This window comes from Variovorax fucosicus (assembly GCF_030316825.1).
GTDB classification, from domain to species: domain Bacteria; phylum Pseudomonadota; class Gammaproteobacteria; order Burkholderiales; family Burkholderiaceae_C; genus Variovorax; species Variovorax fucosicus.
Genome location: NZ_JASZYU010000001.1, coordinates 98100 through 111837 on the forward strand (window position 1 = coordinate 98100; position 13738 = coordinate 111837).

14 protein-coding genes are annotated in these 13738 nt (G+C 65.1%); 4 read left to right on the forward strand and 10 right to left on the reverse strand.

Annotated elements, in window-relative coordinates:
- Positions 1-62: 62 nt before the first annotated feature.
- On the forward strand, positions 63-878 hold the full coding sequence (locus QTI05_RS00525; protein ID WP_286622508.1) for an IclR family transcriptional regulator: 816 nt from the start codon (positions 63-65) through the stop codon (positions 876-878).
- Positions 879-915: 37 nt separating this feature from the next.
- Here the strand turns inward: QTI05_RS00525 and QTI05_RS00530 are convergent, their stop codons facing one another.
- From QTI05_RS00530 to gtdA, 6 genes are all read right to left on the reverse strand, one after another.
- The gene (locus tag QTI05_RS00530; RefSeq protein WP_286622509.1) at positions 916-1803 is read right to left on the reverse strand and encodes a LysR family transcriptional regulator; all 888 of its coding nucleotides are present in this window, start codon (positions 1801-1803) and stop codon (positions 916-918) included.
- A gap of 14 nt (positions 1804-1817) precedes the next feature.
- Positions 1818-3161: an FAD-dependent oxidoreductase gene (locus tag QTI05_RS00535; protein ID WP_286622511.1), complete on the reverse strand. Its 1344-nt coding sequence runs from the start codon at positions 3159-3161 to the stop codon at positions 1818-1820.
- 5 nt (positions 3162-3166) lie between these two features.
- Positions 3167-4150, reverse strand: coding sequence for a Bug family tripartite tricarboxylate transporter substrate binding protein (locus QTI05_RS00540; RefSeq protein ID WP_286622512.1), 984 nt, complete (start codon positions 4148-4150; stop codon positions 3167-3169).
- 151 nt (positions 4151-4301) lie between these two features.
- Positions 4302-5504: a 3-hydroxybenzoate 6-monooxygenase gene (locus QTI05_RS00545; protein ID WP_286622513.1), complete on the reverse strand. Its 1203-nt coding sequence runs from the start codon at positions 5502-5504 to the stop codon at positions 4302-4304.
- Between the two features lie 33 nt (positions 5505-5537).
- Positions 5538-6242, reverse strand: a complete 705-nt coding sequence (locus tag QTI05_RS00550; protein WP_286622514.1) for a fumarylacetoacetate hydrolase family protein — start codon at positions 6240-6242, stop codon at positions 5538-5540.
- A gap of 39 nt (positions 6243-6281) precedes the next feature.
- Positions 6282-7352: a gentisate 1,2-dioxygenase gene (gene gtdA / locus QTI05_RS00555; RefSeq protein WP_286622515.1), complete on the reverse strand. Its 1071-nt coding sequence runs from the start codon at positions 7350-7352 to the stop codon at positions 6282-6284.
- A 127-nt stretch (positions 7353-7479) separates the two neighbouring features.
- On the opposite strand from gtdA, the gene QTI05_RS00560 reads away from it, so the two are divergent.
- Complete coding sequence (locus QTI05_RS00560) at positions 7480-8370, forward strand: LysR family transcriptional regulator (protein WP_286622516.1); 891 nt, start codon at positions 7480-7482, stop codon at positions 8368-8370.
- Between the two features lie 11 nt (positions 8371-8381).
- Here the strand turns inward: QTI05_RS00560 and QTI05_RS00565 are convergent, their stop codons facing one another.
- From QTI05_RS00565 to QTI05_RS00575, 3 genes are all read right to left on the reverse strand, one after another.
- A complete protein-coding gene (locus QTI05_RS00565) occupies positions 8382-8753 on the reverse strand; it encodes a hypothetical protein (RefSeq protein ID WP_286542758.1) in 372 nt (123 codons plus the stop codon).
- A gap of 121 nt (positions 8754-8874) precedes the next feature.
- Positions 8875-9684 carry an SDR family NAD(P)-dependent oxidoreductase gene (locus QTI05_RS00570; RefSeq protein ID WP_286622517.1) on the reverse strand — a complete coding sequence of 270 codons (810 nt, stop codon included), beginning with the start codon at positions 9682-9684 and terminating at the stop codon, positions 8875-8877.
- A gap of 90 nt (positions 9685-9774) precedes the next feature.
- The gene (locus QTI05_RS00575) at positions 9775-10749 is read right to left on the reverse strand and encodes an alpha/beta hydrolase (RefSeq protein ID WP_286622518.1); all 975 of its coding nucleotides are present in this window, start codon (positions 10747-10749) and stop codon (positions 9775-9777) included.
- 238 nt (positions 10750-10987) lie between these two features.
- On the opposite strand from QTI05_RS00575, the gene QTI05_RS00580 reads away from it, so the two are divergent.
- Together QTI05_RS00580 and QTI05_RS00585 are read left to right on the forward strand one after the other, a co-directional pair.
- Positions 10988-11551, forward strand: a complete 564-nt coding sequence (locus QTI05_RS00580; RefSeq protein WP_286542755.1) for a hypothetical protein — start codon at positions 10988-10990, stop codon at positions 11549-11551.
- Positions 11552-11563: 12 nt separating this feature from the next.
- A complete protein-coding gene (locus QTI05_RS00585) occupies positions 11564-12814 on the forward strand; it encodes a hypothetical protein (RefSeq protein WP_286622519.1) in 1251 nt (416 codons plus the stop codon).
- On the opposite strand, the gene QTI05_RS00590 is transcribed toward QTI05_RS00585, so the two are convergent.
- Positions 12804-13685 (reverse strand): LysR substrate-binding domain-containing protein, encoded by an 882-nt coding sequence (locus QTI05_RS00590; protein ID WP_286542753.1) that lies wholly within the window; start codon positions 13683-13685, stop codon positions 12804-12806. The two genes, QTI05_RS00585 and QTI05_RS00590, sit on opposite strands and share 11 nt — an antisense overlap.
- Between the last annotated feature and the right edge of the window lie 53 nt (positions 13686-13738).

The window sequence follows — 13738 nt, forward strand, 5'->3', positions numbered from 1 at the left end:
AATGGCAAAGCGCTTTGTCCCAGACAAACTAGACTTGCGGCAGACATCTAGAAAGGCTCGCCATGCGAGACAGCCATCCCGGAGAAGCGGTGAAGGAAGACAAGGAACAGCGGGCGGTCCAATCGATCGAGGTGGGAGGCCGCCTGCTCCTCGCCCTGGCCAACAGCCCCACGCCACTGACGCTCAGGGATCTCTCCAGCCGATCCGCGCTGCCGGCATCGCGCGCGCACCCGTATCTGGTGAGTTTCGGCAAGCTCGGGTTGATCGAGCAGGAGGCCGATTCAGGCCGCTATGCGCTGGGGCCGGCAGCGCTGCAGTTGGGGCTGACGTGCCTCCATCAGCTGGATCCCGTGCGGGCGGCATGGCCCGTTGCGCAACAGCTCGCCGCATCGACCGGCCATGCGGTGGCGCTGGCGGTCTGGGGCAACTTCGGGCCCACCATCATCCGGATGATCGAGGCCCGCGAACCGCTCCACGTCTCGATGCGGGCCGGAACCGTGATGTCCATACTCGGCACGGCCACCGGCCGGGCCTTCGCCGGGGTCATGCCGGTCGACCGCCTCGAGAAAGCCATGGCGGTCGCGCTGGGAGACTCGGAACACCGGAAAGCGCCACTGCTTGAGGCCCAGTTGGAGGCATTGCAAGAAGCCGCGGCAGAAATCCGCGACCACGGCGTCACACGCGCGGAGGGAAGACCGATTCCCGGCGTCAACGCCTTCAGCGCCCCTGTCTTCGACCACGAAGGGGAGCCCGTGATCGTCATCACCGCACTGGGCCACCAGGACGGCTTCTCGGGAGACTGGAACTCCGACGTTGCGGTCGCCGTCCGCAATGCGGCGAAGGAAGTTTCCAGCCGGCTTGGATGGCGCCATATCTGAGCTGCGCACCACGACCGGCTGATCACCGCCCGCAACCTCACTCTTCGAGGAACAAATCCGCCACCGTCGACCGAAGCCACTGGTTGGCAGGATCCTGCTGGTAGCGCTCGTGCCAGTGCTGCTTGATCGAGAACGACGGAAACCTGAACGGCGCCGGCAAGGATTTCACCTTTGCAATTTTGACGAGCGTCTCGGCGACGCGCTCCGGAACCGTCGCGACAAGCTCGGTGTTCGCGAGGAGGTTGCCCACGCCGGGCAAGGTCGGAAGCGAAAGCGCCACCCTTCTTTCGATCCGCTGGCGGGCGAGTGCCTGCTCCACCAGTTCGTGGCCTGTTCCGGGTGCCGTGATGACGACGTGCTTCTCGCGCTTGAAAAGGCTTTCGGTGAGCCGCTTGCCGATACGTGGATGCGCTCGACTGACGACGCAGGCAAAAGTCTGGTCGAACAGTTTCTGCTGGTAGAAGCCCGCTTCCAGTTCAGGCATGAAACCGACGGCCAGGTCGGCCTCTCCGGATTCAAGCAATTTGGGCGTGTCCGATGTGATGCGCAGAACATCGACACGAACATCGGGCGCGAGCTTGCCCACCTTGTTGATCAGCGACGGAAGAAACTCGAGGTGACTGATGTCCGTCATCGCGATGCGGAAGAGCCGCGACGAGATGGAAGGATCGAAGACCACCTGCTGCTGCATGGCGACTCGCAGAAGTTCCAGCGCCTCCCGCAATGGCCGCGCCAGAGCAGCTGCATGCGGCGTGGGCATCATCCCGGCGCCGGTCCGCACGAACAGGGGATCGTTGAACTGCCGGCGCATGCGTGCAAGCGCGAGGCTCACGGACGTTTGCGGGAGCCCCAGGTTCTCCCCGGCGCGCGAGACACTTCGCGTCTTGTAGACCTCGTCGAACACCATGAGGAGCTTGAGGTCCACTGTGTCTTTTCCCGCTAGCCTTCGATGTAGGCGCCGTCGGCCCGCAATCGCTGCTGAAGCCGAACGACGTCGGTCTCACGCAAAGGAGCGAGACCGGCATGGGCCGCAGCAGTGCCGGCCGCCTGCCCCATCACGAAGCAGCCACCGCTTGCGCGCGCAGCCGACTGGCCCTCGTGCGTCATCGATGCACAGCGGCCGGCCACGAGCAGGTTGTCGACGCCCTGCGGCACCAGCATCCGCCACGGCAGATCGTTGTAGGCGCGACGCTGATCCGTTGGAAAGCGCCATTCAATCTTGCCGGCCTGGTGCAACTCCATCGGCCACGCGTTGATGCCGATGCTGTCATCAAAGCGCGCGGAGTTGAGGATGTCTTCCCCCGTCAGCGCGTACAGGCCGCCGATGCGCCGCGTCTCGCGGATGCCCACCTGCGGCGCAATCTCGACGATCTGCGATTCGGCGAATCCCGGCACTTGCTCGCGCAGGAAACGGAAGAAGTCGACGATCTGCCGCCGCCCCTCGACTTCGCCCGCGCTCAGTTCGCGCGCGTCCACACCGTTCATCGCGTGGCCCAGCTCGTTCTTCAGCTGCGTGACGTTGGCGCGCCATTCGGCCGGATGAATCTGGGGCCGCAGGATGGCGCCTTCGCGCGGGAAGTGGTAGCGGCCAGGGAATTCTTCCTGGGCGCGTTCCATGTAGTCGTTGATGGCCTTGAACTCGCCAACGGCAGCCAGCGCGGCCGGTGCGTCCACATGGCCGACCCGGAACATGGTGGTGGGGAAAAGCCCGCTGCCATGGCCATCACCCACCGCATACGGCACGCCGGCAAAGGCAGCCACGTCTGCGTCGCCCGAGCAATCGATGAACACGTTGGCGCGCAGTGCCTGCCGGCCGGACTTGGTCTCGACCACGAGCGCGGCAAGGCGGGGGCCATCCATCAAGACAGCCGCTGCCTGTGCGTGGAAGAGCAGTTGTACGCCTGAAGCCAGCAACAGCTGGTCGGCGGCACATTTGTACGCCGAGGTGTCATAGCTGCGCACGCGTATGCGGCCGCCCATCCCGTCTTGCGGACGGTTGAGGCCACCGAGGGACTCGATGCGCGACAGCAGCTCGTCGACGACGCCATGCACCAGCTGGTGCATCTCGCCATCGCGCTGGCCGTACAGCCCCGCGAAGTTCGTGACGCCGCCGGCAGTGCCCATGCCCCCAAGGAAGCCATAGCGCTCCACAAGCAACGTGCGCGCCCCATGTCTGGCAGCGCTGACCGCCGCAGCAAGCCCGGCGGGCCCGCCGCCGACCACCACGACATCGTATTCACCATAGACCGGCAGCGCGCGTGCCGGTTCCTGCACTGTGTCCATCGTGTTCATTGGAGCTTGATTCCGCTGGCGGAAATGATGCGCTGCATGGTCTTCGACTCGGCCGCAACGCGGGCCTGCAGGGCGGTCGCTGATGCAGTTGCCGGCGCCTGCCAGCCCTGATTGAAGAGCTGCTGCCGTACGGCGGCATCCTGCAACACGCCTGGCAACACAGCGGCCAGACGCGATTTGGCTGCGGCGCTGAGCTTGGCCGGGCCAACGAGTGCAGTCCAGACCTCGAGCTCGAAATCCTTCACGCCTGCGTCGGCCAGTGGCGGAATGTCCGGGGCGAGCGTGCTGCGCCCGGTCGTCAGGCCGATGGCCTTGAGCTTGCCCGCATTGATTTGCGGCAGCGCCACGCCGGGCGGCACCAGCGCCATCTCGACCTGCTTGCCGAGCATCGCCGTCACCACCTGCGGATTGCCTTGGTACGGCACATGCATCGCGCCCATGCCGGGCACTCGCGTCTTCAGCAGCTCCATGCCCAGGTGCCCAACCGAGCCGGCACCCACGGAGCCATAAGACCACTTCTCGCCGGCCGACCGGGCTGCATCGATGAACGCCTTGCCGCTCGGTGCCGCTGCCTGTGCAACGAGGATCAGTGGCGCAGTCCCGACCATCGCGAGATACGTGAAATCAGTCGCCGGCTCGTAAGGCAGCTTGGGATACAGCATCTTGGCCGAGGTCAGGTTGCCGTTGATGACGATGCCCAGCGTGTGGTCGTCCGTGGCCTTGGCGATCTGATCGGCGGCGATGTTGCCGGATGCACCGGCCTTGTTGTCCACGATCACCGGTTGGCCGAGGGCTTTCGAAAGCGGCTCGGCAATGGCGCGGGCGGCGCCGTCGGGCGTGGAGCCGCCGGGAAATCCGACGAGCAGCCGAAGTGGCTTGGTTGGCCAGCCGACAGCCTGTGGCTGTGCAGAGGCAACGGGTGCTCCACATGCGAGCAGGACAGCCAGCGCGCCGAGGTGCGCGGCCAGATTCAAGGACATGGGGTGCCTGCCGCAAGTACGCGGGTCTGAGTGGTTCATCGTGTCTCCGTAATGTGTATTCACGAGGGTGCGTGGAGCCCCTGGTGCATGAAGGTTAGGCGTGGAACACCATTGCGGCAATGGCATGGATCGAATATCGGTCAGCAGGATCCTAAATAGTGACTCCGGCGTCGAGGCATCGCTCGGCACGCCAGTCATAAAGCCACTCGAGCGCATCGTAGAAGCGCTCCTGGCTTCGACCCGTCCACAGGCTGTTGCGAACCAGTCGATCCACGCCCTTCGCGTGATAGATGCGCCCCATCTCGCGCACCGCCAGCACGACCCGTGCCGTGCGGGCGATGCGCGCCGACTCATAAAGCCGGAACGCATCTGCAAAGCTGCGGGTTCTTTCGACTGCAGCAGCCAGCGTGACTGCGTCTTCCATGGCCATGCATGCGCCCTGCGCCAGATACTGCATCATCGGATGGGCCGCGTCTCCGAGCAGCGTGGCGCAGCCCTCGCTCCACCGTTCGACGGGTTCCCGATCGGCCGTGCTCCAGCGCCGCCAGGTTGTCGGTCGGTCCAGGAGCTGCCGGGGCTTTGCATGCACGCCCTTGAAGTACGACAGCACCTCTTCCTTGCTGCCATCGCTCACGCCCCACTCCTCCTTCTCCCGGCTGTGGAAGGTCACGACGAGGTTGTACTGTTCGCCGCCGCGCAACGGGTAGTGCACCAGGTGGCAGTCGGGGCCGGCCCACACCACCGGGGCGTTCCATTGAAGATCCTTCGGCATGTCTTCGGCCGGAACCACGGCGCGGTAGACCACATGCCCTGAAACACGCGGCGCGTCCCCCAGGAGGCGGGTGCGCACGACCGACTTCACGCCGTCGCAGCCGATCAAGGCCGCGCCCTTGAAGATCCTGCCGTCCGAGGCCGTGGCCGATGCGCCGTCGTCATCGATGTGCACCGACTCGATCCGCGCGCCGACATGCAGCTTCACGAGCGCGCTGGCCTGGGCCGCGGCATACAGCGCGCCATGCAGATCGGCCCGATGGCTGACCGCGTAGGGGTTCTTGAAGCGGGCCCGAAAGGCGTCGCCCACCGCAACGGACGCGACCTCCCTGCAATCGACGGCGTCCATCATGACCAGACGCTCGTTGAAAACTGCTTTCTGCCGAACCTGCTCGCCAACGCCCAGGGCATCGAGCGCTGCGAAGGCGTTCGGCCCCAGTTGAAGGCCCGCACCGATCTCAGCGATCTCGGCGCTCTGCTCCAGAAGCTCGACGGGCTGCCCGAGCTTGGCCAGCGCCAGTGCGCAGGCAAGTCCCCCGATGCCGCCTCCGGCAACGATCACGGGCGGCCTTGTGGTGTCCATATGGGTAGTCATTCCGCATCCACCTGTGCCGACTCAGGCGATCCGCACCGTCAGCGGCTCGAGGCCGTCGACGTGGACCGAGAGGGTCTGGCCGGCCACCACCGCACCTACGCCTTCCGGCGTGCCGGTGAAGATGAGGTCGCCGGGCTCCAGTGCGAACAGCGTCGAGAGATTGGCGATGATTTCATCGACCGACCAGATGAGGTGGGACACATCGCTCTTCTGCTTGACCTTGCCATCCACTTCGAGCGTGATGGCACCCGAGGTGATGGCGCCACCGTCCTTGATGCGACGGATCGGTGCGATCGGCGCCGAGAGATCGAAGGCCTTGCCCACTTCCCATGGGCGGCCTTTTTCGCGGGCAGCGATCTGCAGGTCGCGGCGTGTCATGTCCAGGCCGACCGCATAGCCATAGATCAGCTCGGCTGCCTTTTCTGCGGGCACGTCCCGCCCGCTCTTGCCGATCGCCACGACGAGTTCGGCCTCGAAGTGGTAGTTCTGCGTTTGCGAGGGATACGGCAAGGTGGCGGTCGCGCCTGCCTCGACCGGAATCACCGACGCATCGTCGTTGGGCTTGCAGAAAAAGAACGGCGGCTCCCGATCCGGATCGAAACCCATCTCGCGGGCATGTGCCGCGTAGTTGCGGCCCACGCAGTACACGCGCCGCACAGGAAAGAGATCGTCCGACCCGGCGACGGGAATGCCCACGATGGACATGGGCGTGATGACAAAGGACATGTGTACTTCTCGAAGAAAAAGGGAGGAATGGATTGACGATCAGTTGTCCAGAAACTGCTCGCGGTGAATGCCTATCGCGTCCTGGACGGGACGGTCCGAGAAGCTGAACAGCACTGTCTCGTCGTCGGCTTCGAGCCGGAGGCCGGCCCACGAGGGCACGACGAAGGTGTCTTGCGGCTGGAAGGCGAAGCGCTGGCCCGCGATCTCTGCCGTGCCGCGCCCTTCGACCACGCTGTACACCGCACCATCGGTGGCGCGATGGCTCTTGCCCTTGAACGACTTCGGCAGCAGTTGCAGGCAGGTCGCCATGGTCGGCATGGGCGCCCCACCCGTGAGCGGGTTGACGTAGCGCAGCTTCCAGCCCAACCACTCGTCTGGCGCTTCCGCCTTCTGCAGCGCGGCCAGCGCTTCGCGGCTGCGCGCGTAGGGGTAGCTGAAGATCGGCGAGGTCGGCGACGTGTGCGTGTGGCGCACCGGCACCATGTTGTGCCCGAAGCGCGCATGGCTGTGGCCTTCAGGACGCGCCACGCTCTGTGAGGCCGCAGCATCGTTCTCGGCAAAGCCCGCATCGAAGAAGCGCACCAGCGGAATGTCCAGGCCATCGAGCCAGACCACCGGCTCGCTGTCGCCGTGCAAGCCCTCGTTGCCGTGGTCGTGCCAGGCCCATGAGGGCGTGATGATGAAGTCGCCCGGGAACATCGTCGTGCGTTCTCCACCGACCGTGGTGTAGGCCCCCTTGCCATCGACGATGAACCGGAGCGCCGACTGCACATGCCGATGCGACGGCGCGACCTCGCCCGGCATGATCAGTTGCAGGCCCGCATAAAGCGATTGCGTGATGCACGACCGGCCGGGCATGCCCGGGTTTTCGAGAATCAGCACGCGCCGGACCGCCTCTTGCGCAGTGATGAGTTCGGCCGACTCCATCAGGTGGGGCTTGATGTCCGCATAGCGCCAAAGCGCCGGCACGCACGGCGAAGCCGGCTCCCGCGGCACCAGCGCGTGCAGTTCTTCCCACAGCGGGGTCAGGTTCAGTGCCTTGATGCGCTCGTAATAGCGGCGACGCTGCGCAAGCGTGTCGAGCGTTGCCGGCGAGGCGATGGTGTCCATGTTGTCTCCTGAGAAGCGACGTCCTTGTCACTCGGGACCGGATTTTCCCGGCCCACCTCTATTCGAGCAACCATGTTCATGGAATACTTCCAATCGCCTTTTCCAATAATTGTCTTGAAGCTTCACGATGGCAGGACTCGATCTCGAATGGCTGGCGGTGTTCGACGAGGTCTACAAGACCTCCAGCGTTTCCCGTGCGGCAGAGCGGCTGGGCATCGCCCAGGCTTCGGCGAGCATTGCGCTGGGCAAACTGCGCACTCACTTTGACGACCAGCTGTTCAGCAGAACCGCGCGTGGCATGCAACCCACGCCGCGGGCCCAGGCGCTTCAGCCCGTCATGCGAAAGGTCTTGGCCGAACTCGAGCAGGCGCGTGCCAGCCGGCAGGTGTTCGACCCCAGGGTGGCGGACCGCGAGTTCCGCATCTGCATGACCGACATCAGCGAAGTCGTTGTCCTGCCGAAGCTGCTCAACCACCTGCGCACCGCGGCGCCGGGGGTACGCATTTATGTGGAGAAGATCTCGACCGCAAGCGCCCGGCGCCTGGAGGATGGGGAGGTCGACCTGGCCGTGGGCTTCATGCCGCAGCTCGACGCCGGCTTCTATCAGACCGTTCTGTTTGCGCAGAACTTCGTCTGCCTGGCTGCGGCGGCGCACCCCCGCATCAGCACGCGCCTGACCAAGGCCGCCTATGCGCGCGAGAGCCATGTCGTGGTCACGGCCTCAGGCACCGGCCATGCCATCGTCGACAAGGTTCTCGCCGCGGCCGGCGTGGTGCGGCATGTGGCGCTGAGCGTGCCGAGCTTTCTTGGCGTCGCCAGGATCGTGGCGGAAACAGAGCTGATCGCCACGGTGCCGCTTCGGTTCGGCCAGGCCATGCAGACGCGCGAACACATCCGCCTGATCCCGACGCCGCATGCCCTGCCGCACTATGACGTGAAGCAGCACTGGCACGAGCGGTTCAACGCCGACGCGGGCAATGTGTGGCTGCGTCGAACGGTGGCGCAACTGCTCGCGTGAATGGGGGGCCCTCAGCGCCCCCGGGGAGTCTTGACAAATCGGGTGCGCTGCTTCTGCAGTGCCGCAAGCGCGACCAGTTCAGCCCGGCAGTCGGCCGGCGTCGCGATAAGACGGTAGGGGTTGCGGCGCAACGCGGTGATCGCCTTCTCTGCGGCCACAGGATCCTTGGTCGATCCGACAAGCCCGGCGGCCACCATGGCCCGCGATTGCCGGGTAAAGCCCTTCTCGAAGGCAGGCGTGCCGCAGCGCGCCGCGACCACGCGGTAGTCTGCCTCCTGCTGCAGCGTTCCCCCGCTGGCCGGCGCCTGGGCTACCTGCCCGGTCGCGAAGCTCGACCACAGCAGGATCGGAATGGCAACTCGGCACCGGAATGAAACTGACATGCGAATACCCCCTTTGGAGAGTAAGCATCAGGTGGGGTCGCCCTGCCCTGCGCAGGCGATAGACCACTTCATCAGTCAGCATTTAGCTCGCGGTTCCTCCGCCACGGAACGGACAAAACACCTAGCCGGCGGCCGTTCGACGCAGCGTCGGAAGGCCCACGCCGGTCGCTTCGAAGCCGCCATCCACCGCAAGCACCTGCCCGTTGACGTAGCTTGCCGCAGGGCTGCACAGGAACCCGACGGTGGACGCGATCTCGTCCATGGAGCCGTACCGCCCGAGGGGGATGGTGTCGTGATAGTCGGCGCGAATGGCGGGCGTGTGAACCTGCCTGGCCATCTCCGTCTCCACGGGCCCGGGCGCAATGGCATTCACCCGGATGCCGACAGCGCCCAGTTCGACCGCCTGCTGGCGGGTCAGGTGAATGAGCGCCGCCTTGCTCGTTCCGTAGGCGACGCGCAAGGTGCTGGCCCTCAAGCCCGAAATGGATGCGATGTTGACAATGGCGCCGCCGCCCGTGCGAAGCATGACGGGCGCACAGGCCTGCGAGCAAAGGAAGGCCCCATCCAGGTTGGTCGCGAAGACGGTTCTCCATTCCTGGAACGTCGTCGTCCCGATGCTCTTGAAGACGGCAACACCTGCGTTGTTGACCAGGTAGTCGATGCGGCCGAATCGGGCCACGCCCCGGTCGATGCTGACTTGCACCTGGTCCGGCTGGGACACATCACAGTTCAGCGCCAGGACACGCGCGTCATCGTTCAGGGCGGCTTGCGCCTTCGACAAGGTCTCTGCGTCGATGTCCAGCATGAGGACACAGTGCCCGCTGTCGAGAAACCATTGGGTGATTGCGAGGCCGATACCGCGCGCTGCGCCGGTCACCACCGCGACCGGCATGGCTGGTTGTGAAGGCGGGTCGATCTTTGAATGGGACATGACGGATCCGGTAAGGGGTAGCCATGGATTGTCGCCAGCCCTTGCCCGATCAGCACATCGATGGGTTTTTTGCTGCGCAAGGCCCCAGGTTCAGCTCGAGCATAGCTGCGCGCGCAGCCATCCGGCCAGATCGGCCATCACCTGGGTGCCCAGCGGCGACACCGCGGTGAAGTGAAGGCAGGCGTGGATGGCACCGGGGTAGTGGCGGTGCTCGGTCGGCACGCCGGCCTGCGCGATGCGCAGCGCCAGCGCATGTCCTTCGTCACGCAGCGGGTCGTGGCCCATGGTGGCCAGCCAGGTGGACGGCAGCGTGCCCAGCGCCTGCGAGTGCAGCAAGGCGAAATCGGCGTGGCGTGCCAGCTCCTGGCGCGCGCCGAGGTAGCAGTCGATGAACCATTGCATGACACCGTTGGTGAGGAACTTGCCCTCGCCGTTCTCGGCCATCGAAGGGCTTGGTTCGCTGTAGTGCTGGGCGACCGGGTAGATGAGGCCCAGCGCGCGCGGCGCGATGGCGCCAGCGCTACGCAGCGCTGCCACAGCGGCGAGTTGCGCACCCGCGCTGTCGCCGGCCAGCGCGATGCGCGACGGATCGGCGCCGAGTTCGCGTGCGTGCGCGGCCACCCAGCCCAGCGCGCAGGCAACGTCGTCGACCGCCGCCGGAAAGGGATGCTCGGGCGCCAGCCGGTAGTCCACCGCCACCACCACGGCGGCCACGTCATGGCACAGGGTGCGGCAGATCTTGTCGTGGGTTTCGAGGTCGCCGATCACGAAGCCGCCGCCGTGCACATAGAGCAGCAAGGGCAGCGGCCCCTGGGCATCGGGCTGGTAGATGCGCAGCATCAACGGGCCGCCGACTCCGTCGATGGTGCGGTCGTTCGCAGAAGCGATGGCTGGCGCCGGCAGGCCCAGGCCGGCCGCCAGGTCGCGGTAGATCTGGCGCGCCACCGGCGGCGGCAGCGACTCCAGCGGCGGGTTGCCTTGTGCAGCGGCTTGCGCCAGAAAGCCGGCGAGCGCCGGGTCGAGCGGCGCCGGGTCGAGCACAGCGGGGATGGAGGCGTGGGTCATTGGGGTTGTCCAGGTGTTTGTCTCGGCCTTCCTTGTGCAACGGTCGTACCAGCGGCGCCGCGACGGGGGTGGCCCGACGCCGCTGCGTGACGCTTTTTCATTGGTGGAGTCAGGGAATTCCCGGGCCTTGATGGTTATCCTGGATAACTGGCTTATCCGGATCCGCGTTTTCATCAAATGATCAAAAATCGGTCCCGCGTTTCACCAAACGATGAACCACGGCCCACCCTCTATTCGAATGCTGTTCCACCTCTTCGCCCACGACAACCACTCATGGATGGTCGGATCGACCGATCGCATCCACCCCGAATCCGGTTGTCCCGTCTGCCCGAAATGCGGCTACCGGATCGATCGCGATTTCACAGCCAGAAACTTCTCGCTCCGACAGAAGCGGTACGACATCTCCTGCTGCTACGACGGTGCCGTCATCGTCAGCACCAGATTCAAGGAACTGTGCGCCTCAATGGGCGCCGATCGGCTGGCGTTCACTTCGCTCGAAGCGAACCCCGGCTTCTTCCACCTCAAGTGCACGGATCCGGTAGCGCTGGACTACGACGCGATGGGAACAGCGCGCACCCGCTTCTGCCCCGAGTGCGGAATTTTTCGGGATTTCACAGGCTATGGTCGCATCGTCTTGCTCGGCGACCCGACCATCTCGGCAACGGAGCTGGTGTTTTCCGACGGCCGGTTCGGCTCGAACAACGAGTCGATCCCGCTACTGATCGCCGGTGGGGAGTTTGCTAGCGCATTCAAGGCTGCGCAGTTCAAGGGGATCGCCTCTTGTGAACCGATCAATGCCTGAGGAGCAGGAACCGTGGACGTCAAGCACAAGCGAACCCTGAACGACATTCGCTACTTCGAATCGCCGGGCTTGCCCTCTGAAGATTTGCCCATGCCCCACTACATGGGCAAGCTCTTCACGGCCCCGCCCTCGTCGGTAGCATTCGGCCAGTTGATTGGAGGCAAATGCGCCGAGCTGAAGCTGACCATCTCGGGCGGAAGCTCGCTCTATCTGCTCTTTACCCCCGCAATACCTGATGGGCAGCTGCGACGCCTCGAATACACCGCAGAGAAATGGCAAACATGGGCCGCCTACGGCTTGCAGACGTCGTTCAACGCGATGAGCCCGGACGAGCAAGCCGCGCTGGTGCGAGCCGCGACATTTCAAGCACTGAGATTCTTGTCGGCTGACCTTGAAGCCATACAGAACATTGCAGACCAGTATCAAACGCATGGCGAACTTTTGCGTGTTCGACTTGTCGACAAGACCGTCCGCGGCCACAGGCTGGTCGTCTCATGCGAAGTCCGGCCGCATGGGGATGTGTCACGCCTGTGGCTGGAAGTCACCGAGGCAAAGAGCGGGCGTCGCGCCGATATGCCGCTCACGCCGATGCGATGGTGGGTTCACGGGAAGTTTCTTGCCCAGGACGCGTTGATCCAGGGTCCGGAAATCGTCATTCGTCCGCGAAAGTCCTCGGCCGCGGACTACTACACCAAGGGCTATGCCGTTCCGTTTCGCATTCGAATCGACAGCTTGTTCCCGCCTGACCTCGTAGAGGGGCCGCATAAAGCATTGGAGCAAGACATCTTGAAGAAGAAAAGCATCGTCGGCCACTCGGATCTCCTGAATCCGACCATCGCCACACGCAAGCCGGTCGATGAGCTCTCGGCCTCGGATCTCGAGGCGTTCCCCGTCTGGGAGTTCGCCATGGACGAGGAGCAAGTCGACGAACAGGACGAAACCTGGGTGAAGCCCGTGCCGGCCGCCGAGGTGCCGGCTGACGGCTCCTCGCTCAGCGTGGCCGCTGCCCTCAAGCTGGCCAACGGACAGGTCTTTCCCGGTGTGATGTTCTGCGACACGCATGCCGGCTTCGATATCGCGGCGGTGGCCCTCCTCACGACCGAAGGCCGCGTCCTGTTTTCACGGAACGACTCGCCCTCCGAAATCCGGCGCAGCCTGAAACGGCTCGGGCTGGCCCGCCAGCATGTTTTCCCGCTGGACTATTGCACCCGTGCACCCTCGGCGCGCACAGGCATCCCGGAGCGCGGCACCTTCAACGCCTGAAGTCGAGCTCCTGCAGCAACTGCGCCGTGCCGCGGGTCAGGCGGGTTGCAGGCCGAGCCACCGGTGTCGCAAGCACCAATGCATTCCAGATGGCGGGTGGCCCGATCGGGGAACGTGGCAACGCATCGTCCGCGCTCGCGCCAAGCGCGCTTTCCGGAAGAATCGTGCACCCGACGCCGGTCGCGACCAGCGCGAGCGCGGTGCGCACGGCGCCGACCTCGGCAAGTACCTGAAGCTCGATGTGGCGCGGCCCCAGAACGGAGTCGAGCAGGTGGCGGATCGCATTGGGCGCGCTGGGCAGCACCATGGGGTAGTTCGCAAGCGCCGACAACCCGACCCGGGCTGGCAGCTTGCTCTTTGGCGGCGCGACCAGCAGAAGCCGCTCTCGCATCAGTGGCTGAAACGCAAGTTGGGGTGTCGCAGCCGGATCAAAGAGCAGCGCCAGATCAAGCCGCCCCGCAATCAGGGATTCGCGCAGGGCAACGCTCAGCCCCTCGAGCACCGTGATCACCGCGCGTGGAAATTTTTCCCTGAACCGCTGGATGAGAGGCGCGCTGAGGCCCAGCGCGACGCGCGGCGGCAGTCCCACCACGATCCGCCCGCCAGGGCTCTCGTCCATCTCCCGGAGCTCGTCTTGCGCGCGGCGCGAAATATCCAGCATCGCGCGCGCATGGACGAGCAAGGCCTCCCCCGCTTCGGTGGTGGTCACGCCGCGCCCCGTTCTCACCAGCAATCGTTGCCCGAGATCTTTTTCCAGCAGCGCGATCTGCCTGCTGAGGCTCGGCTGTGCCAGGTCGAGCACCACCGCGCCGCGGCTGAAACTGCCCGCGTCGACCACGGTCACGAAGTACAGAAGTTGGCGCAGTTCCATAGCTGATGAGCATATCTGATATAGCGATGATGTCCTTACGCCGGGTGTTCCCG

Excerpts from the sequence above, each read along its gene's own strand:
- QTI05_RS00565 (WP_286542758.1), bottom strand. The coding sequence starts at position 8,753 with ATGTCAGTTTCATTCCGGTGCCGAGTTGCCATTCCGATCCTGCTGTGG.
- QTI05_RS00540 (WP_286622512.1), bottom strand. The coding sequence starts at position 4,150 with ATGTCCTTGAATCTGGCCGCGCACCTCGGCGCGCTGGCTGTCCTGCTC.
- QTI05_RS00580 (WP_286542755.1), top strand. The coding sequence starts at position 10,988 with ATGCTGTTCCACCTCTTCGCCCACGACAACCACTCATGGATGGTCGGA.
- QTI05_RS00545 (WP_286622513.1), bottom strand. The coding sequence starts at position 5,504 with ATGGACACCACAAGGCCGCCCGTGATCGTTGCCGGAGGCGGCATCGGG.
- QTI05_RS00525 (WP_286622508.1), top strand. The coding sequence starts at position 63 with ATGCGAGACAGCCATCCCGGAGAAGCGGTGAAGGAAGACAAGGAACAG.
- QTI05_RS00550 (WP_286622514.1), bottom strand. The coding sequence starts at position 6,242 with ATGTCCTTTGTCATCACGCCCATGTCCATCGTGGGCATTCCCGTCGCC.
- QTI05_RS00570 (WP_286622517.1), bottom strand. The coding sequence starts at position 9,684 with ATGTCCCATTCAAAGATCGACCCGCCTTCACAACCAGCCATGCCGGTC.
- QTI05_RS00535 (WP_286622511.1), bottom strand. The coding sequence starts at position 3,161 with ATGGACACAGTGCAGGAACCGGCACGCGCGCTGCCGGTCTATGGTGAA.
- QTI05_RS00590 (WP_286542753.1), bottom strand. The coding sequence starts at position 13,685 with ATGGAACTGCGCCAACTTCTGTACTTCGTGACCGTGGTCGACGCGGGC.
- QTI05_RS00560 (WP_286622516.1), top strand. The coding sequence starts at position 7,480 with ATGGCAGGACTCGATCTCGAATGGCTGGCGGTGTTCGACGAGGTCTAC.
- gtdA (WP_286622515.1), bottom strand. The coding sequence starts at position 7,352 with ATGGACACCATCGCCTCGCCGGCAACGCTCGACACGCTTGCGCAGCGT.
- QTI05_RS00575 (WP_286622518.1), bottom strand. The coding sequence starts at position 10,749 with ATGACCCACGCCTCCATCCCCGCTGTGCTCGACCCGGCGCCGCTCGAC.